General features: G+C 70.0%; 8 protein-coding genes. All 8 read right to left on the bottom strand.

Annotated elements, in window-relative coordinates:
* Nucleotides 1-11: 11 nt before the first annotated feature.
* From A5758_RS03835 to A5758_RS03800, 8 genes are read right to left on the bottom strand one after another with little or no spacing between them, the layout of a single operon-like run.
* Nucleotides 12-230: an MbtH family protein gene (locus tag A5758_RS03835; RefSeq protein ID WP_066954047.1), complete on the bottom strand. Its 219-nt coding sequence runs from the start codon at nt 228-230 to the stop codon at nt 12-14.
* Nucleotides 208-1,503 (bottom strand): NADPH-dependent L-lysine N(6)-monooxygenase MbtG, encoded by a 1,296-nt coding sequence (gene mbtG / locus A5758_RS03830; protein WP_067736644.1) that lies wholly within the window; start codon nt 1,501-1,503, stop codon nt 208-210. The genes A5758_RS03835 and mbtG overlap by 23 nt, the downstream gene beginning before the upstream one ends.
* Nucleotides 1,500-5,906, bottom strand: a complete 4,407-nt coding sequence (locus A5758_RS03825; RefSeq protein WP_067736782.1) for a non-ribosomal peptide synthetase — start codon at nt 5,904-5,906, stop codon at nt 1,500-1,502. The genes mbtG and A5758_RS03825 overlap by 4 nt, the downstream gene beginning before the upstream one ends.
* Nucleotides 5,903-12,448: a non-ribosomal peptide synthetase gene (locus tag A5758_RS03820; RefSeq protein ID WP_067736641.1), complete on the bottom strand. Its 6,546-nt coding sequence runs from the start codon at nt 12,446-12,448 to the stop codon at nt 5,903-5,905. Before A5758_RS03820 ends, A5758_RS03825 begins: the two co-directional genes overlap by 4 nt.
* Nucleotides 12,445-15,450 carry a mycobactin polyketide synthase MbtD gene (gene mbtD, locus A5758_RS03815; RefSeq protein WP_369816372.1) on the bottom strand — a complete coding sequence of 1,002 codons (3,006 nt, stop codon included), beginning with the start codon at nt 15,448-15,450 and terminating at the stop codon, nt 12,445-12,447. The genes A5758_RS03820 and mbtD overlap by 4 nt, the downstream gene beginning before the upstream one ends.
* Nucleotides 15,447-16,763, bottom strand: coding sequence for a polyketide synthase (locus A5758_RS03810; protein WP_197503729.1), 1,317 nt, complete (start codon nt 16,761-16,763; stop codon nt 15,447-15,449). Before A5758_RS03810 ends, mbtD begins: the two co-directional genes overlap by 4 nt.
* Nucleotides 16,756-17,520 (bottom strand): thioesterase II family protein, encoded by a 765-nt coding sequence (locus A5758_RS03805; RefSeq protein ID WP_067736632.1) that lies wholly within the window; start codon nt 17,518-17,520, stop codon nt 16,756-16,758. Before A5758_RS03805 ends, A5758_RS03810 begins: the two co-directional genes overlap by 8 nt.
* The gene (locus tag A5758_RS03800) at nt 17,517-21,029 is read right to left on the bottom strand and encodes a non-ribosomal peptide synthetase (RefSeq protein ID WP_067736629.1); all 3,513 of its coding nucleotides are present in this window, start codon (nt 21,027-21,029) and stop codon (nt 17,517-17,519) included. Before A5758_RS03800 ends, A5758_RS03805 begins: the two co-directional genes overlap by 4 nt.
* Nucleotides 21,030-21,107: the final 78 nt, after the last annotated feature.

Raw genomic sequence — 21,107 nt, 5'->3', positions numbered from 1 at the left:
GCCGCCGCGTGTTATGAACGACGCTCGATCGATTCCTGAAGACTCTTGGGCCGGATGTCGGACCAGTTTTGTTCGACATATTCGAGGCACTCCGCGCGGCTTGCCTCGCCGAACACCACGCGCCAGCCCGCGGGGGTGTCGGCGAAGCTCGGCCACAGGCTGTGCTGGTCCTCGCCGTTGACGAGCACGAAGAATGTGCCGTTGTCGTCATCGAAGGGGTTGATGCTCATCGCGTCTCCTCGTCGTGCGCTTGGGCGGGCCCACCAAGCCCCCACTAGTTCCCAATACCCGGTCTGACAACAATCCCAGGCAGCTGAGGTTCGGAAATCCGGGGCCCTGCGTCAACCCGGACAGATTGGGCAGGAACAGCTTCGGCGCGACGTCCGCGACCGCCAGGTCGTAGCCGATCGCTTCCTGCAGGCTGTCGGCTGTCAGCGGTCCGCCCAGGCCAAGCTCCAGCAGGTCCAGCACGTCCGGGCCGAACAACGACGTGAACCACAGCGGGTCGGCGCCGGAGCCGTCGATTACCAGGTCGAAACCGTGCACCGTCTCGAGGTTCTCGCTGCCCCGGTTGGTGGACAGGGTCAACCGGATCTGACCGTCCCGGCCCACCGCATGGGCCACCCGTCCTCGCAAGTGGCGGATCCGGTCGTCGGCCAGCAGGGCCTCCTGCACGTTCGCCGAGAACACCCCGCGGTCGGTGCGGGCTAACGCGTCGCGGCGTTCGGCCAGCGTTAGAGCGGTCCAGTCGGTCGGGTCGGAGAAGAGCGAGTTCTCGAAGAAGCTCTCCCCGCGGGTGAACAGCGTCACTTGCGGGGAGATGACGGTGATGGTCGAAACCCGGTGCCGGAACAGTTCATTGAGCATCGACGCGGCCGTCTCGCCACCCCCGATCACCGCCACCCGCTCGGCACTGATCCGGTCGTGGCCCGCGGCGCGATCCCAGAACTGTGCGATCGACAGCATGCGCGGATTGCCGGGCAGCAATGATTTCTCGGCCTGCCCCGGCCCGGTGATCATCAAGGCGTCGGCGTGCACGGTGTCCTCGTGGGTGTGCAGCGTCCACTGGTCGCCGTTGACGGCCAGCCGTTCCACCTCACCGTGCACCACGTTGAGACCGGTCTGCTCGGCCACCCAACCCAGGTATTGGCTCCACCTGCGATGAGTCGGCGCCGGTCGGCCGCGGTCGATCCATTCGGCGAATGACGCCGTGGCGATCAGATAGGACTGCCAGCTGTAGCGGGTCATCCGCTCGTCGAGTTCGGCGTTGCGGCGGGGCACCAGCGCGGAGCGGTACGGGAACCCCACGTCCTTCTCCGGGCTGGTGCCCAACCGGTGCGCCCCGTCGGTCCAACCTCCGCTGGCTTGCCAGTTGGCCGCCACGCCGATGCGTTCGACCGCGGTCACCTGGGGGGCATCGACACCCATCTCGCGCAGCACGGACGCCTTGGCCCCGACGGCAACCGCCTTGGCTCCCGCGCCCACTATCGCAAGCGTGCTCATGTGACCGCCTCCCGCAGTGATTCGATCCAAAGACGTTGCAGCTCGGTCACTTCGGTGTCAGCGAGAATGTCCGGCAGCGTGCGCCACTGCGCGGCCAGCACGCGCTCTCCGTCGAACGTGAGCATGGCGGCCACAATGGTGAGCTCGTGGCGAACCGCCAGCTCCGGCTCCGGCTGCGGCGAGACCCCGGCGAGGAGCTCCCGCTCCAGCGTCAGCAGCCGGGTACCGCCGGCGGCATGGGCGGCACCAAGGTAGTTCAGCAACAGTTGCGGGCCGGGCAACGCGGCGAGGCGTTCGGCGGTGTCGGCACGCAGGTAGCGCAGCAGCCCGTAATCCAGCCCGTCGCCGGGGATGGCCGCCAGCTGCTCCCCCACGTCTCGTGGATCGGCCGACGCCACCCGCACCGGGTAGATGGAACTCAGCAGTCCGACGGTGTCGCCGGTGTCGATGGTGTGCGCGTCCGGCCCGTCGACGAGACCATAGGCGCGGCCGTGTGTTTCGAGCGCCAGCAGGGGCGGCGGCGTGGCCTGATTGCGCGACCGCCGCCACCGCGTCACCGTCGCCGCGGTGGCGGCGACCAGCAAGTGCGGCAACGGCACGCCCGAGTCCAGCAGTCGGCGCGTGGTGTCCGCGTCGGCCGCGATCATGCGGACGTCCAGATCGCGGGCCCGGTCGCGACGCGGATCGACCCGTCGGGCGCCGAGTTCGGGATCGTCGCCGTCGGACTGGGCGGCCCAGAATCGCGCGGTGTCCAGCCGGTGCGCGCGCTCGATGAGCGCACCGGCCCAGCGCCGGTAGCTCGTGTGCTCCCGGACCGGAGCCGGCGAGTGACCGGTGGCCAAAGCCTTTAGGGCGGCGTCTAATTCGCCGAGAACCACTCGCCAAGACGCGGGATCCATCGCCAAGACGTGGGCGGCCAGCAGCAGGACGCTCTGCCCGGTCGGGGGGCGAAGCCACACCGCGGCCAGCAGCGCCCCCCGCTCCGGGTCGAGGCGGTCGACGGCGCGTGCGACGTGATCGGGGACCACGGCGTGCAGATCGGCGGCCACCTCTACTTCGATGAGGGGGGTGTCCGTGGCCCGGGACGGGACCAGGGTCATGGTCGCGCGGTCCAGGCGGGCGCGCAGCACCTCGTGTCCGGCCAGGATGCCGGCCAGCGCGGCGTCCAATTGTTCTCGGGTGACGTGTTTGGGCAGCCGGATGGCTTCGGTCTGCGCCAGCCGGCGCGGCTCCCCGTATTCGTAGAGCCAGCGGCCGTTGGGCAGCACCGACATGGGCTCGGCGCCATTCTCGACATCGCTTGTGGCGGAGATGGTTTCGGAATCGATGGCTTCGGCCAGCTCGCGGATGTTCGCGCACTCGAGGATGAGCCTGGCGCGCAGGGCGATCCCTCGCGCCCGCGCCGCCTGCACCACCGACAGTGCCATGATGCTGTCCAGGCCCAGCTGCAGGAAATCCGCGGTGACGTCGATTCGCGGCTGATGCAACAGTTCGGAAAGCAGTTCCGCCAGTGCGGCTTCCGTGACTGTTTCGGGTCCGGCTCCGGACGCCGCCTCGCCGGTGTCGAAGGCGCTCAGCGCGGTCTCGTCCAGCTTGCCGTTGGCCGTCAGCGGAATTTCGTCGACCGTGACGATGCGCTGCGGGATCATGTAGCGCGGCAGACGGGAGCCGAGCATGCCGCGCAGTTCGCCCGTCGACGGGGGCCGGGGTGCCGCACCGGAAATCACGACGTAAGCGGTCAGCCGCGCTCCCGCCATCGAGCGGTGCACCAGCACTCCGGCGTGCTGAACGGCGGGATGCGATTCGAGCGCGGCGGCGATCTCGCCGGGCTCGACGCGGTAGCCGCGGATCTTTACCTGCGCGTCGGCGCGGCCCACGTACTGCAGCGCGCCGTCGGAACCGCGCCGCACCAAATCGCCGGTGCGGTACATGCGTTCGCCGGTCGCGAATGGGTCGGCGACGAACCGCTGGCTGGTTTCCGCCGCGCGGCCGAGATAGCCGCGGGCCAGCTGGGCGCCGGCCAGATAGAGCTCGCCGGTGGCCCCGAACGGCACCGGACGCAGCGCCGAGTCCAGCACGTAGCCGCGGGTGTTCAGGGTCGGCCGCCCGATCGACGGCTCGTCGTGCTCCGCGATGGCGGCCACCACCGCCTCGACCGTGGTTTCGGTGGGGCCGTAGCAGTTGTAGGCCGCCATCCCGGTGCGTGCACACTCTTCGCGGATGAGGGTCCAGGCGGGCTTACCGAGCGCTTCTCCGCCCAGCGCCAGCACGGCCAGCGGAACTGTCGTCAGCAAACCGGACGCCGCGAGTTGGGCAAACATCGACGGAGTGGTGTCGATCATGTCGACGCCGTGCTCGGCGATGGCCGCGACCAGCGCCTCGGCGTCGGCCTGGGTGGGCTCGTCCACGACGTGCACACCGTGGCCGTCGAGCAGCGCGATCAACGGCTGCCACGCGGCGTCGAACGCGAACGACCACGCGTGCGCGATGCGTAGCCGCCGGCCCAGCCGGATTGCCGCCGGCCGCAACACGTTATCCAGGTGATCGTCGGCGTAGGCGGCCACCGCCGCGTGAGTTCCGATGACGCCCTTGGGTTCTCCGGTCGTGCCCGACGTGAAGACGACGTACGCGGCCTGGCCGGGCGCCACCTCGACCGGGCGAAAGTCCGTGGCGGGATGCTCGCCCGCGACGAGCGACACCTCGTCGAGCACGATCGAGGCATTGGATTGACGCAGGATCGATTCCACCCGTTCCGGGGGCGTTCCCGGCTCCATCGGAACGCAGATGCCGCCGGCCTTGAGCACCGCGAGCATCGCGACGATGTACTGCGGCCCCCGCGAAAGCCGGATGGCTACCGGGGTTTCGGGCCGGACCCCGCGCTCCGCGAGCCGGGCGGCCAGGCCGTCGGCCAGCGCGTCCAGTTCGCGGTAGCTGAGTTGGCCGCGCGCCCAGCTGACCGCGAGGTTGTCGGGGGTCCGCCCGGCGACCTCGGCGAATCGAGTGTGGATGCCGACCGCCGGCGGGGCGGGCACGCCCGCGGGGCGCGGGGGGACCGCCTCGTCGTCGAAGAGGACGCTGACCTGGCGCAGCGGGCGCTCCCAGTCCCGCAGCAGCCGCTCGGCGGTGGTGATCACCCGCCGACCGAAGGTGGCGGCGGGGACGGCGCCGAGCGCCCCATCGATCACTTCGACCAGCACCACCAGTTCGCCGCCCGCGATGTGTGCCGCGACGGTGATCGGGAAATGCGACAAGGTTTGCAGGGCCGACGGCCGGAATGTCGCACCGGCGGCGGTCAATTCGGTGCCGGCGGTCAGCCCGTCCAAGGGGAAGTTCTCGTAGACCAGTAGGGTGTCGAACATTTCGCCGACGCCGCCGAGCGCCCGCAGTTGGGCATGTCCGACGTGGCTGTGCTCACGCAGCAGTGCGGCGTTGCGCTGTACCGCGCGGCATTGCTCGCCCACCGTCGCGGCGGGGTCGAGCCGCACCCGCATGGGAACGGTGTTGATGAACAGACCGATCATGGTCTCGACGCCGGCGAGTTCGGGCGGCCTCCCGGACACCGTGACGCCGAAAACCACGTCGTGGGTGTCGGTCAGCCGGGACAACACCAGCGCCCACGCCATCTGTATCAGGGTGTTGATCGTGATGCCACGGGCCCGGGTCTCCTCGACCAAACGCGTGGTGGCTTCGGCCGGCATCCGCAGTTCGGTGGTGCGGGGCAGTCCAGTCCGCCGGCCCTCCGCCGAGCCCAGCGCGGCCGACAGTAGGGTGGGCCCGGGAAGGCCCGCCAGGTGCCGACGCCAGACCTGCTGGCTGGCTTCGGGATCGCGGCCGGCCAGCCAGCCGATGTAGTCGCGGTAGGGCCGCGGACCGGCGGGCAACGCCGAGAGATCGCCACCGGACCGGTACAGCATCATCATCTCGTTGACGAATACCGGCAACGACCAGCCGTCAATCACGATGTGGTGGGCGGTGAGCACCAAACGCCATCGCGCACCGGGCAATTCGACGAGCAGGAAGCGGATGGCCGGACCGTGTTCCAGATCGAAAGGCCGGCGGCGCTCGCCTGCCTCCAGCGCCCGCATATCCTCGGGTGCGGCGGCGACGGTGCGCCATGGCAGGTCTGCCCGGGACGGGACGATCTGCACCGGTCGCGCGATACCGCGGCTGAAGAAGCTGGCCCGAAGGTTGGGGTGACGCACCAACATCTTTGTCGCGCAATCACGTAACAGCGCGACATCAAGCGCGCCGGAGATGTCGGCGGCCATGCCGATCACGTACGGGTCGTCGGCCTCGCCGTCGGTGAATTCGGCCAGCGTGGTCAGCGAATACAAGCCCTCTTGCAGAGGGCTCAGGGCCATCACGTCCTCGATGTCGGGCGCGACATCTTTGGTGGCCGTCATGGCGTACCGTCCCGTGACGACGACCACAGCTGCGTCACGGCGGCGAGATCCTCGGCCGAAAGCCCGGACGCGCTCATGGGCTCGAACCGGGCGTCGGCGGGCTCGGCGGCGGGCTCGGTGTCGGTGCCCCCCAACGCATCCAGGGCGGCGGCCAGCTGTTGCACCGTCGGGTTCTCGAAGATCATCCGCGGGTTGACCGCCAGGCCGGCCGCTCGCGCCCGCGAGGCCAGCTGCACTGACAGGATGCTGTCGCCGCCCAGGGCGAAGAAGTCGTCGAAGCGGCCCACCTCGGGCGTCGAGAGCAGTTCGGCGAACACCTTGGCCAGCGCCCGTTCGGTGTCGGTGCGCGACGGTTCAACGTGTCCGCGGGTGCTGACCGCCGGCGGCGGCAGCCCGGGCCGGTTCAGCTTGCCCGATTCGGTTTTGGGCAGCGCGTCGAGAACGGTCAACGACGAGGGCATCATGTAGCCGGGCAGTGTCGTTCCGATCGCGGCGCGCACCTGCGATACGAACGCGGCCTTCTCGGTGTCATCGCCGATCGGCTGTTGTGGCACAACGTATCCGGCCAGCGAGGTGCCGCCGTGCACCTCCCAGGTGCGGGCCGCCGCAGCGGCGACGCCGTCGGCTTCCGCCAGCACCGCCTCGACCTCGGCCAACTCCACCCGGAAGCCGCGCACCTGTACCTGGTGGTCGGAGCGTCCGATGAATTCCAGTCGCCCGTCCTCGGTCCAGCGGGCAAGGTCGCCGCTGCGGTACAGGCGAGAACCGGGTTCGAGGGCATAGGGATTGGCCACGAACCGGGTGGCGGTCAATCCGGGCCGCTTCCAGTAGCCCCGGGCCAGTTGGTCGCCGGCGTAGTACAGCTCGCCCACCACCCCGACCGGCACCGGCCGCAGGCCCTCGTCGAGCAGGTAGGCGTCGGACCCCGGGACCGGTTTGCCCACCAAAGGATTCGGCGGCTCCAGTCGACCGCGGGACACCGCACCGGAGGTCTCGGTGGAACCGATGTTGTTCAACAGCTCGGTGCCTGCGCCGGCGCACGCCGACACCAGCCGCTGCAGCAGCGCGGTACTCACCGGTTCTCCACCGCACACCAGCCGGGACAGGGCGCGCACCGCGTCGGGCCTGCTGTCGACCAGGGCGGAGACCAGGCTGGGCACCGCGGTCACCTGGGCCACCGCGTGCCGGACCATCAACTCCCCGAGCGCTTCCGGGTCGCGGTGCTCGGCATCGTCGGCGAGGATCATGGTCGCCCCCGCCGCGAGGCCGGCCAGGATTTCCATGCCGCCCTCGAGAAACGTGATCGACGCCTGTGCCAGTCGAATGTCGTCGGTTCTCGGTGGGTAGTGCCGTAGCTGCCAGTCCAGCCGGGCCGCCATGGACCGATGCGTGCCCAGGGCGCCTTTCGGCTTGCCCGTGGATCCGGACGTGAAGACCAGAAACATCGGGTGGTCGGGGTGCGGGAGGGGCAGTTCTCGCGGATCGACTTCCCCGTTGTCCACCGCTTCGCGCACCTGCGGGTCGTCCAGCGAAATGACCGTGACGCCGGCAACTTCGGGCATGCCGCGGGCCGAGTCGGCCGTGGCGAGCACCACCGGTGGTTGCACGTCGTCGAGCATGAACTGCTTGCGCGCCGGCGGGTAGGCGGGATCGATGGGGAAATAGCCGCCGCCTGCCTTCATGATGGCCACCAGTGCCACCACCAGGTCGATGCTCCGCCGCGTCGACAACCCCACCATCGACCCCGGCCTCACCCCCCGCGCGACGAGCAGCGCCGCAAGGTTGTCCGAACGACGCTGCAGCGCAACGTAATCGATCTGCTCGTCGCCGCAGCGCACCGCGATCCGGTCGGGGCCCCAGCTTCGGCTCGGCTGCAGGAGTTCTGGAATGGTGCGTGGCCGGTCGTGCGGCGGCCTTTCGCCCCGGCTCCAGTGCTTCAGCATCCGGAGCCGCTCGTCGGCGTCGGTCAGCTGCAGGTCGCGCAAAGTCTGGTCAGCGTTGCCGGCAAACTCGGTGACCACGCGGGTCAGCCAGCCGGCCAACCGCTCGATGGTGGCTCGGCTGTACAGCTCGGTGCGGAAGATCAGGTTGCAGTTGTACCCGACTCCCCCCGAGCCGTCGGTGCCGAAGAAGTTGACACTGAGATCGGCGTGCGCCATGTCGAAGACGGGGTCCAGCGCGGTGCACACCGCGTCCCGTCCGCCATTTTCGGGATCCTGCTCTATCACCCGCGTGGCGGGCAGCTGGTCGCGGACGTGCACGACGACCTGGAACAGCGGGTTGCGCGACAGCGACCGCACCGGGCTGACGCTGTCGACCACCCGGTCGAACGGCAGGTCCTGGTGGGCGTAGGCGGCCAGCGCCGTCTCCCGGGCGCGGGTCAGCAGTTCACGCAGCGTCGGGTTGCCGGTCAGGTCGTTCCGCAGCACCAGGATGTTGACGAAAAACCCGATCAGCTGGTCCAATTCGGCCTCGGTGCGCCCGGCGACCGGGGTGCCCAGCGGGATGTCCCGGCCACCACCCGCCTTGTGCAGCACTACGGCGACCGCCGTTTGCAGCAACATGAACTCGGTGATGCCCATCTCGCGCGACAACTCTGCGAGCTTGCCGCGGGTGGCCGCGTCGATGCGGAAGTCGACGGATTCGCCCGCACCGCTGGGCACCGGCTGGCGCGCGAAGTCGGGACGCAGCCCGGTGTCCTCCGGCAGCCCGGCCAACTGCCGGCTCCAGTACTCGCGTTGCTCGGCGGCGACGGCGGACTCCTGGCCGCCCGCATCGCCCAGGAATGCCCCCTGCCACGCCGCGTAGTCGGCGTACTGCACCCGCAGCGGCGCCCAGGCCGGGGTTTCCCCGGCCCGCTGGGCCCGGTACGCGGTCATCACGTCGGCGAACAGCACCCCCGCCGACCAGTGGTCGGAGGCGATGTGGTGGACGACAAGCGACAGCACGTGTTCGGTGGGGTCGTCGGCGGTGTGCAGCACCGCAACCCGAACCGGAAGCTCGCGGTCCAGCTCGAAGCAGTGCCGGCGCTCGGCGTCCAGCTCCCGCTGCAGCCAAGCGTCGTCGGGCCCGGTCGCCCGCCGTACGGCGACCTCCCCGGCCGGCCCGACCACCTGGTAGGGCACCCCGTCGAACTCCACGTAGGAGGTGCGCAGGATCTCGTGCCGGACGACGACGTCGCCGACGGCGGCGATCAGGGCGTCGATGTCCCACGGCCCGGTCAGCTTCGCGGCGAAGGGAATGTTGTTGACCCAGCTGGGCCCGTCGACGCGGTAGGCGAACCAGCTGCGCAGCTGTGAGGCCGACAGCGGCATCGGCTCGTCGTGGGCGGTCGCGATCAGCCTGGGCCGCGACTGCCTGAGTTCTCCGAAGCTCAGCTGGTCGACCCGTTCCGCCAGCAAGCCCACCGTCGCGAGCTCGAAGACGTCGCGGATGCCGAGCTCCACCCCGCACTCCGAGCGGATCGCGGTGACCAGTTTGGTGGCCAGCAGCGAGTGGCCGCCCAGGTCGAAGAATGAGTCGTCGACCCCCACCCGGTCGTGGCCGAGCAGCGCGGAAAACATTGCGGCGATGCGGCGTTCGGTGGGGGTCGTCGGGTCGCGGTATGCGGCGGCCGCCGCGATCTGTGGTTGGGGCATCGCGGCCCGGTCGATCTTGCCGTGCGCCGTGATCGGGATTTCGTCGAGCGCCACGTAGGCGGCCGGCGTCATGTAGTCCGGCAGCGCGGCGGCCACCCGGGCTCGGATGCGTTCGACCTCAACGGTTTCCGGGCCGCCGCCCGGGACCGGCGTTACGTATCCGACCAGGCTCTTGCCCAACCGGGGCAGGTCCATGGCCAGCACCACCGCCTGCCCGACGCTGGGGTCGACCGAGATGGCGGCGGCGATCTCGCCCAGCTCGATGCGGAAGCCTCGGATCTTCACCTGCTCGTCGGCGCGGCCGACGAACTCGATGTCCCCGTCGGCGTTGCGGCGGGCCAGGTCGCCGGAGCGGTACAGCCGACCGCCGGGGGTGAACGGGTCGGCGACGAACCGTTCGGCCGTCAGTCCGGGTCTTTGGTGATATCCGTGGGCGACATGCGTTCCGCCGATGTAGATCTCGCCGATCACGCCAACGGGAACCGGCCGCAACGCGTTGTCGAGGAGGTGTACCTGGGTGTTGATCTTGGGACGCCCGATGGGTACCACCCGGGTGCCCTGGGCCCCTTCGACCGGGTAGCTGGTGCAGTTGACGACGGTCTCGGTCGGTCCGTAGAAGTTGTACAGCAGCGCGTCGAAGGTGGCATGGAACTTGTCGGCGATCTCGCCCGGCAGGGCCTCCCCGCCGATCGGCACGCGCCGCAGGGTGCGCCACTGACTGACCCCGGGAAGAGACAGGAACAGCCCGAGCAGTGACGGCACGAAATGCATCGAGGTGATGCCCTCGCGGCTCAGCAGATCCGTCAGGTAGCCGATGTCGCGCAGCCCGTCGGGCCGCGGAATCACCAGGCGCGCGCCCATGATCAACGTGCCGAAAATCTCGCCCATGGACACGTCGAAGCTGGGCGACGCGACCTGCAGCAGCCGGTCGGTCTCGTCGACGCGGTACTCGTCACCGAACCAGACGAAGTATTCGGCGATCGGGGCGTGGGGCACCGGCACGCCCTTGGGCAGGCCGGTCGAACCCGAGGTGTAGATCAAGTAGGCGGTGTTGTGTGGGCCCAACGGCCGCGCAAGCTCGGCGGGCGCGGTGGCCGGGTATCGCGACAGCCCCGGAACCGCCTCGCGCAGCACCAGTTTGGCGTCGGCGTCACCCAGAATGAAGGTCAGCCGATCCTCGGGGTAGGTGGGATCCACCGGCAGGTAGACCGCTCCGGCCTTCAGCACTCCCAGCGCGGTGATGACCAGTTCGGGTGATTTGTCCAGCAACACCGCGACGCGCTCCTCGGTGCCGATGCCCTGCTCGATCAGCCAGTGTGCCAAGCGGTTCGACTCTTCGTCGATCTCCCGGTAGGTGTACTCGCGACCCTCATAGACCACGGCGATGGCATCGGGCGACAGCGCCGCTCGGTGGGTGACCAGCGCGGGCAAGGTGGCGGCCGGGGTCTCGAACTCGGCACCGGTGGAGGCCCAACGCAACCACTCGGCATCGTCGCTGTCCATCAGCGCGCATGCCGACAGCGCCGCGTCGGGGTCCGCCAGTGCGTTGTCGAGCAGCACCGCGTAGTGCCTCAGCAGCTGGTCCACCAGCCGGTGATCCAGCACCTCGACCAGGTACTCGGCTTCGACCAGCCCGCCGTTCGCGCGATCCAGCTCGATCATGAAACTGAGTGGCAGCTGGTTGAAATGACCGCGCAGTTCCCCTCGCTCGCACCGCACCCCGGGCGGGCAGAAGCCGGCGCCATCGGGCTCGCGCTGCCCGAAGCTCACCCGGGTCATCCGGTCGGCGCCATGCCGGCGATCGGGATTGGACTCGCGCACCAGCCAGTCCAAGTCGGCACGCGAATGGGCGAAGGCGCCAACCGCGTCATCCCGGGTTTGGGCCAGTAGCTGCCGGAACGTCTGGTGTGGCTCCGGTCGCATCCGGATCACCACGGTGTTGCCGTAGTAACCGATGGCCGATTCCGCCCCGACGCCACGGTTGAGCACGGGCGCGGCGATCAGGAAGTCCGTTGACTGGGTGTAGCGATGCACCAGCGCGGCGAAGGCGGCCATCAGCACGATGTACGGGGTGGCACCGGTCTCGCGCGCCAGCGCCGCGGCGCGATCGACGGTGGCCGCCGGCAACCGCGTCGTAGCGCGTTGTGCACGCCAGGTGTTTGGGACCACCGAACCGTTGGGGCCCGGAAGCTCAAGCGGCTCGGGCAGATTCGCCATCAGGGGTCGCCAGTATTCGAAGTCCGCGGCGTGATCCGCGGCTTCGTCCGGCGGAGGCGCCGTTATCGCGGGTTCCCCGCCGAATCCGACCGGATCGGTGTACGCGCGAGTCAGGTCCGCGAAGAACGGTGTCCACGAAGCGTCGTCCCAGGCGATGTGATGCGCGGTGACCAACAGCATCAGCTCGTCGGCGGACAAGCGGGCCGCGGTGACACGCAGGGGCGAATCCTTGGCCAGGTCGAAGGGCCGGCGGAAATCCCGCTGCGCCAGCACATCCAGCCGCAACCGCCGGGCCTGATCGGTCAGTTCCGACAGGTCGTGCTCGGCCCACTCGGGCCGCAGCTCGTCGTGGATGACCGGGTACGGGTCGCCGTCCGGACCGGTGTCGTACGTCGTGTGCAGTACGGAGTGCCGCGCGGCCACGGCGTCGACCGCGCTCCGCAATCGGTCGATGTCGACCGTGCCGGTTACGCGATAGGAGACACAGACGTTGAGCAGCGCGCTGTCGGGGTCCACCGACTGTACGAACCACATCCGGTGCTGGCCGACGGACATGCGCGGCTCGTCGCAGGTGGCCACGGGTGCGGAGACGGCGGGCCTGGCCAGGCCACGTTCGGCGATCTTGCGGCGCAACAATTCCAGGCGTTCGTCATCGAGACGGGCGCTGGCCCCGGTGGTGTTCGTCACGCTGGGAGTCCAACCTTTCTGGCTTCACGATCGACGAGTGTTGCGCCGTCCCGCGGCCCGGCGTGTAACGCGTCGATCAATTCGTTGAGGGTGATCCCGCCGAGCATGCGAGCGACCGGGACCGAGCATCCGACCGTCCGGCGCAGCCGCTTACGCAGATCGAGTGCGAGCAACGAGTCCACTCCCAGGTCGATGAGCGGTGCGCTCGGGTCGATCGACACCGAATCTTCCAGGTGCAATGTCGCGGCGAGTTCGGTGCGCACCACCTCGGCGAGCGGCTTGGCGGCAAGGCCGTCCGCTCCCCCGTCGCCGCCTCGCTGCGCACTGAACGGCATTGGCATGCCCTGGCTTTCGAAGAACACCGCGAGCCGGTCGAGGTCGGCGTCGAAGATCAGTGGATCTGCGTCGTAGCGGCACAGGCCCGCCTCGATCGCCGGTTCCGGAGCCATCGCGACCAGGCCGGAGCGTTCGGTGCGGGTGATCTCGTCACCCGTGACCACGCCGGCGGCCTGCCACAGCCCCCACCGGATCGCCATGCTGTCGCGGCCCCGGCCGCGCAGCTGGGCGACCAGCACGTCGAGCATCCGGTTGGAGGCGGCGTAAGCCGCGTGGCCGTAACCGCCCCATACGCCGAACACCGACGAGCAGGCCAGGATCCGGCAATCGGGCCGCAGCGGCCAGACGTCGGCCAGCAGTGCCAGGCCGCGCACCTTTGCGGCGCACACCGCCGCGACGTCGGCTCCGGTCAGCTCGGAACGCGGCCGGGCCGCGGCGATGCCCGCGGTATGGATCAGCAACGACGCGCCGTTCCCCGCGTGCCGGGCGGCGACGGCCGCCAATGCGGCCGGATCGGTGATATCGCACCGCGGGGCGCGCACCTCGGTGTCGTGGTTCGCGGTAAGCCGGCGCAGCGCCTCTTCATCGATACCGTTGCGGCTCAACAGGGTGACCGTCCGCGCGCCGCGCTCGATGCAGTACCGCGCATACTGCAGGCCGATCGCTCCGCTGCCGCCGGTGATCACCACGTTGTCCAGCGCGTCGGCGCCCAGCGGCCGCTTGGTCGCCGAATCGCGGCACTCCCGGAAGGTCCGCACGTGGCGGGACGGCGATTCGTTGCCTCGCAGCGCTACTTCCGCCGGCTCCCCGAGCAGCACGTCGACGGCGGCGCGGGCCGTGCCGGCATCGACGTCTCGGCCGGGCAGGTCGAGATGCCCGAAGGCCTGGTCGGTGAATTCGAAGCCGACGCTGCGGTGCATCGCGGCCAGCGCCGCCTGTGCCGGGGACGCATCGGCGTCACCCGGATCGATGGCTTCGGCGCGCACGGTCAGCAACCAGACGGCCCGGCATCGCGGGCCGGTCAGGGCGGCGTAGTCGGGTAGCCCTGCGTCCGGCCACTCGGCGATCTGCTCGATCGCCACGGTGGCATCGAGCTCGTCGAGATCCGGCGCGATCACCGCGAGGATTTCCGCGTCGTTCGGCGACACCACCCGGCAATCGCTATGCGCCGCAACGGCGTCCATCAGTCGCTTGGCCAAAGCGCCGTCCGTGGAGCCGACGGCGACAATGCCGATGTCCGCACCCGCCGCACCCGGTCGCGTCTCATGGCGCCAATCCTCAACCGCGACGGTGAGCGCGAGGGTCTCCCCCGTCTCGATCAGCGGTTCGGGCGCCGCCCACAGGTGCATCGCCCGCATCGGCGCGTTCGGGAATCCGCGCAACGGCGGCCGGACACCGCCGGGGATCGCGTTGGCCCATTGGCAGCCGGGATCGGCCGCAGCCACGCCGGCAATGTTCGCCGCCAGCGTGTCGGTGATGGCCCCTTCGCGATGTCCCGAGCCGACGGCCACGGTCGTCCGCTCGTCGACCAGGTCCGCGAGCGGGTACAGCAGCGCGGGGTGCGCGGACAACTCGACGAACGTCGTGGCCCCGAGCCTTCGGGCCGCCGCCACCGCCCGGTCGAAACGCACGGTGTTGCAAAGGTTGTCATACCAGTACCCGGAGAAGTCCACGTCGCCGCCGACCTCCGCACCGAAGGTCGAACCGACGAATCGCACCGGACTGTCCCGGAACGCCGAGCGGGGAACCAGCTCGGCCAGCTGGGTGCGCAGCGGCCGCAGCACGCTGGTGTGGCCCGGATAGTCCACCGACAACTGGTGGGTGAAGACGCCCCGTCGCCGGGCGAGGCACACGGCGGCCGCCACGGCGTCGTGGTCTCCGGACACCACGGTCGACGAGGGGCCGTTGACCGCCGAAACTTCCAGCCAGCCCGCCGTTTCGCCGATCAGGGACTCGGCCTCGTCCACGCCGGCGCCAAGCACCGCCATGGCGTAGTGACCGGCCAATTGGCCGACGATCGTGGCGCGGGCTCCGACCAACGCGACCGCGTCCGGCAGCGTTATCGTTCCGGCCACGTACGCCGCCGCGACCTCGCCGAGGCTGTGGCCGACGGTGATTGCGGGGAGCACGCCGTGGAATCGCCATTCGTGGGCCAGGCTGACCGCGTGGGTGAACTGCGCTCCCTGGATTTCGGTGCGCAACCAGTTCTCGTCGAGTTGCCCGGTCAGGTAGGGCAACGGTGAAGGCAGCCCGGCGGTGCGGAACGCCTGGGCGCACCGGTCGGCCTCGGCACGGTAAGCCGGAAGTCGTTGGTATGCCTCGGCGCCCATCGATTGCCACTGGCTGCCCTGGCCGGGAAACACGAAGGCGATGCACGGCGCAACGTTGCTGCAGGATCGGGTGACCAGCGGGTGCTCCTCGCCGTCGGCGAGCGCGGTCAGGCCGGAGACCAGCTCGGCGCGGCCGGCCGCCCGAACCACCGCGCGGTGCCGCCGCACCCGCCGAAGCCGCAGCAGGGTGGACGCCAGGGCCGCGGTGTCGGTGTCCGCGCCGGTCCCGCCCAGGTAGTCCAGGATCGCCCGGGCGTCCACACCGATCAGCTCTTCGTCGTGCGACGAGAGCAGCACGGGTACGCGGCCGTCGGGCAGTGGGACGGTCAGCATCACGCGACCTCGGGGAGGGCGATGATCACGTGCGCGTTGGTCCCGGCGATGCCGAACGCCGATGTCGCCGCGATCCGTCGCCCGCCGGCCGCGGGCCACGGGGTCAGCGTCTTCGCTAAGCGCAAACCCTGGCTGTCCCAATCTATTTCCGGACTCGCCTCCGCGGCATGCAGGGTCGGTGGGATGGCCCCGTGCTCGGCGGCGACGATGACTTTCGCCAGCCCGAGTGCGCCGCTAGCGGCCAGCGCGTGGCCGACGTTGGATTTCACCGAGCCGAGCAACGCGCCGGCGCCGGGCGCCGTGTCTCCGTAGGTTTGTGCCAGCGACCGCAATTCGGTGCGGTCCCCGAGACGGGTGCCCGTGCCGTGGCCCTCGACCATCCCGACCTCTTCGGGCCGGATCCCGGCCTGCGTCATGGCGCGCCGGAACAGACGGACCTGCGCGCCGCCGCTGGGGGCGCTCAGCCCGGCGCTGCGGCCATCCTGGTTGACGGCGGTGGCGCGGACTTCGGCGACGACCTGGCGCCCCGCGCGCAGCGCGGCCGATTTGCGTTGCAGCACAAACATCGCCGCCCCCTCGGCCCACACCGTCCCGCTGGCGTTCGCACTGTAGGGGCGGCAGTGACCGTCGTCGGAAAGGGCGTGCTGCTTAGAGAATTCGACGAAGAACCCGGGCGAGCCCAGCACGTTCACCCCGCCGGCCAGCGCCAGGTCGCAGTCGCCGTTTTGGATCGAGCGCACGGCGAGGTGGAACGCCGCCAGCGCGGACGCGCACGACGAGTCCACCGTCAGCGCCGGGCCGGCCAATCCGAGTGTGTAGGCGACCCGCCCGGAGATCACGCTGAGCGCGGTCCCGGCGAGCAGGTGACCGCTGTGCTGGGAGAAGTTGGCCATCTGCGGCCCGTATCCGGTGGCCGAGGCGCCGACGAAGCACCCCGCGTCGTGCCCGGTCAAATCGTCGGGGTTGATGCCGCTGTTTTCCAGCGCGCGCCAGGACACCCGGAGCACGACGCGCTGCTGGGGGTCCATGGCGACGGCCTCGCGCGGCGAGATGCCGAAAAACTCCGGGTCGAAGGTGGTTGCGCCGGAGAGAAATCCACCACGATCGTGGATCTTCTTGAAACCGCTGCGCCGCGACCCCGCGAGCAGTTCGCGGACCTGCCAACCCCGATCGTTGGGGAACGGCCCCAGCGCCTCACGGCCGTGGGACAACAGTTCCCAGTACTTGTCGGCGGTGTCGATGCCGCCGGGCGCTTCGACGGCCATGCCGACGATCGCGACCGGATCGGAGGCGCCGGTGAACCCGTTGTCAGACATCGGCATTCACCCGTCGCGCCACGGCATCGATGTGCTCGTCGAGATAAAAATGCCCGCCGTCGTACAAGAACAACTCGAAGGCGCCGCTGGTGTGGTTCTCCCAGAGCCGCAATGCGGACGGATCGACGCGGTGGTCGTCGCGGGCCCCCAGGACGCGGATGTCGGCGCGGATTTTTACGCCGGGAGCGCACTCGTAGCGGTTGACCGCTTCGTAGTCGGCGCGCACCGCCGTGGTCAGCAGTTCGGCGAACTCTTCATCGGCGAGCAGCTCGGGGGCGGTGCCGCCGAGATCGGCGATGTCGGCGAGCAATCCGTCGTCGGTGGTGGGGAGTTGCGGCATGGCGGCGACGGCCGATGGCGCCGGGCCGGCCGAGACCCACAGGCGCTGCACGGCAACATCGTGGGATTCGGCGATCCTGGCGAACTCGAAAGCCACGACCGCACCCATGCTGTGGCCGAACAGCCGCAGCGGCGCCACCCGGCTCCACGGCCCGGCGTCGAACAAACCCCGGGCCAGGTCGTGCACCGTGTCGGGGGCCGGGTGACTCAGCCGGTCCGCGCGCCGCGGGTACTGCACGATGTAGGTGTCGGCGCCCGCGGCCAGCGCGGTAGCCAGCACGCGATAGCTCGCCGCGGCGGCCCCCGCGTGCGGAAACACGACGGTCGCGCCGGTACGCCGGCTCTGGTTCCTGCTGGGCAGCCGCTTGATCCAGGATGCGAACTCGGTTGGCACACTCAGCACACGGTCCGACGTCATCGGGCCGCCCCGGTGTCGCCGGTCCGGTGAGAAGCCGATAGCACCGTGGCGGTGTCCATGTGGATGACTTCCAGGTACAGTTCGGCCACCTGATCCAGGCGCCGGCCGTCCTGCTCGCGGTCGGTGAGCATATCGGCGAGTGCGGCAACGGTTCTGGTGCCGAAGATGTCGGCGACCATGATGTGGGGGGTGTCCAGCCAGGTCCTGATACGACCCACGGCCTGGGTGGCCAGCACGGAATCACCGCCCAGGGCGAAGAAGTCGTCGTCACGACCGACCCGGTCCGCGCCGAGTAGATCCCCGAGGAGCGCAGCCAGGGCGGATTCCAGCGGCGTCGACGCGGCGCGGTAGCCGGGCTGCTCGGACAGCGAAACCTTGGCGCCCAAGTCGCGGGCGACGGCACGACGGTCGATCTTGCCGGCGTCGGTGAACGGGATGCGCCCGACCAGCGCGACGTGACGCGGAACCATATGCGCCGGAACGAGTTCGCCCATCAGCTCCCGAATTCGCTCGGCCGTCAGCGTGGCGCCGCCGGAACTTTCCGGACAGACCGCGGCGGCCAGCACCTCGGAGCCACCCGATGCGGGGAGCAGGGCGGCGACCGCGATCGCCACCCCCGGCAGCCGTCGCAACGCGGCCTCGATCTCGCCGAGTTCGACGCGATATCCGCTGATCTTGATTCGGTGATCGGCGCGGCCGACGAACTCGAGCGTGCCGTCGGGCCAATACCTGGCCAGGTCGCCGGTCCGATACCACCTGCGTCCCGCGTGTTCGCCGAAGCGCTCCGCGGTGAGGTCCGGACGCCCCCGATAGCCTCGGGCGATGCCACGACCCGAGACCCACAGCTCGCCGGCGACCCAGTCGGGGCAGTCGTCGCCCGCGTCGTTGACGACGCGGCAGGCGTTGTTCGTCAGCGGCACCCCATAGGGCAGGGCGGTCCAGTCCAACGGCAGGGCGTCGGGATCGTCAACTTCGAAAATGGTGTTGTGCACGGGGGTTTCGGTCGCTCCCCCCAGACCGGCGAACCGCAGGCTGGGCGCCTCGGCCTTCAGGCGGCGCGCCACCTCCGGCCGCACCCAGTCCCCGCCGGTGGGGATGACCCGCACCGAGGACAGCCTTCCGTGTCCGACTTCGATCAGCATCTCCAGCCAGCCCGGCATGAAGTGCAACACGGTGACTTGGTGGGTGTCGATCAGCCGGGCCCAGGCGTCGGGGTCACGGCGCTGCGCTTCGTCGACCACCACGATCGACCCGCCGGTGCGCAAGGTGACGAAGATGTCCATCACCGATATGTCGCCTTCGAGCGTGGATAGCGCCAGGCATCGATCCGCGGGACCGATCTCGAAGTGGCTCGCGATGAACTCCACGGTGTTCATCGCGGAGTCGTGCGTCACCTCGACGCCCTTGGGCTCGCCGGTCGATCCGGAGGTGAACAGCACGTAGGCGAGGCCGTCGGGATCGACTCTTGCCGAAACGTTTTCGGTGACAACGGGTGGCTCTCGCAGGACGTCGGCGAGGGTCAGCTCGGGCACCGGTAGTGCCAGCTGCTGCCCGCCGCATACCAGGGCCAAGCACACCGCGCCGGTTCCCAGGATGCGTTCCGCGCGGTCGCGTGGCTGGTCGGCGCCGATAGGCAGGTAAGCCGCGCCGACGCTCAGGATGCCCAGCAGCGCCGGCACCTGCTCGGCGGTTTTCGGGCCCATCACCGCGACCGTGTCGCCGGCGCCGACGCCGGCCGCGCGCAACGCGGCGGCCACCGCCAGGGCCTGGTCGCGCAGCTGCCCGTAGCTGAGGTCACCGGAGCTGGCGAAAAGGGCGGGCGCGTCGGGTCGCCGCTCGGCTTGCCGAAAGAACCCGTTGTGCAACGCTTCTCCGCTGGGCTCGGCGGTGCGGCCATTGACCGCGTCGCGCACCGCGCGCTGCGCGTCCGGCAGCGGCGACGGTCCCGGTGCGTCCCAGCTGTCCTCGGAGGAAGCCAGCCTGAGCAGTTCGTCGATGTAGTAGGCGAACATGGCGTCGACGACGCCCGGGGCGAAGATGCTTTCGCGCACATCCCAATTCACCAGCACGCCACCGTCGAACTCGGTGACCTGAGCGTCGAGCAGCACCTGGGGACCCTGGGAGATGATCCACGCGGGTGTCCCGAATTGATCGGTGACCTCGGGGCTGAACAGTGCGCCGAGTCCCAGCGCGCTGGTGAAGACCACCGGCGCGAGCACCTGGGTGCCGCGATGGCGGCTGAGGTCCCGCAGCACCGACAGCCCGGGATAGGCGGAGTGGGCGGCGGCGGTCCGCATGGCCTCCTGCACGGCCTGCGCCCGCGCCGCCGCGGTCCGGGCGCCCGTGAGGTCGACGTCGAGCAGCAGCGAGGAGGTGAAGTCGCCGACCAGGGAGTCGACGTCGGGGTGCAGCGGCTGGCGCCCGAACAGCGGCACGTTCAGCAGGAAGCGCGAGGTGGTTGACCAGCGAGCCAAGGCGTTGGCGAAGGAGGCGGCCAGGGCCATCGCCGGGGTGACCCCGCGGGCCTGGGCGCGGGAGAACAGGGCGTCGCGGGTCTGCGGTTCCAGCCAGTGCCAGAACCGGGTGCTCGTCCGCGAACTGCGGTCGCCGGTGGTGGGCAGGGCAGGCGGGTCCGGCAGCTGCGGTATGCGTTGCGCCCACCAATCGCGGGCGGCGTCGCGGGCCGGCTGCGGCCGCGCCTCTTCCGCCTCGATCGCGTGGCGGTACTGCCGGTAGGTGTAGGTCAGCGCGGGCAGGTCGTGTCCGAGGTACAGGGCGGCCAGGTCGGCCATCAGGGTCCGGTAGCTCATCGCATCGGCGGCCTGCATATCCAGATCGACGTGTAGGCGCGAGCGTTCGCCCGGCAGCCGCGTCAATGCCAGCTCGAACACCGCTCCATCGAGCTGCTGGTGTGATTTGGCATCGCGGATGGCCGCGAGTCGCCGATCCGCTTCGTCGCCGTCCAGGCAGCGCAGATCCTCGACGGCGACCGGGAAGTCGTCACCGGTTGCCGCGATCCGCTGCGTGCCGTCGGGCAGGAACCGCACCCGCAGCATGGGGTGGCGCCGGGCCAGCGCCGTGGCCGCGTCGCGCAGGCGTTCCGGATCGATGGCGCCGCCGTCGAACTCGACATAGAGGTGACCGGCCACCCCGCCGAGCTGCTGATGGTCCTGGCGGCCGACCCACATCGCGTGCTGCATCGGGGCCAGCGGGAACGGCTCACCCGCGTCACCCGCCGGTCGCGCGGGGTTGTGCTGCGCGGCGGGATCGGCCGGCGAGCAGGCGCTGACCAGCTCGGTCCACGCCTCGACCGTCGGAGTTTCGGCCAGCGTGGCGAAGTCCACGGCGATGCCCTCACGGCGCCAGCGGCCCGCCAGCGTCATGATCCGGATGGAGTCCAGGCCCTGGCCGATGAGGTTGGTGCTGGGGTGAACGTCGTCGACACCGACGCCGAGCAGGTCGGCCACCTGCGCCCGGACGTCTTCCGAGCGCGCCGAGGCACGCACCACGAACCCTCCCTGGATTAGCACAGGCTGCCCTAAGTATTTTTGGTTACCCTATCCTTACTCACAAATCGCCGCTACTAC

The organism is Mycobacterium sp. 852014-50255_SCH5639931 (genome assembly GCF_001665605.1).
GTDB lineage: Bacteria > Actinomycetota > Actinomycetes > Mycobacteriales > Mycobacteriaceae > Mycobacterium > Mycobacterium paraffinicum.
The sequence above is the reverse complement of the archived record's forward strand: the minus strand, read 5'-3'. Positions and strand labels throughout refer to the sequence as shown.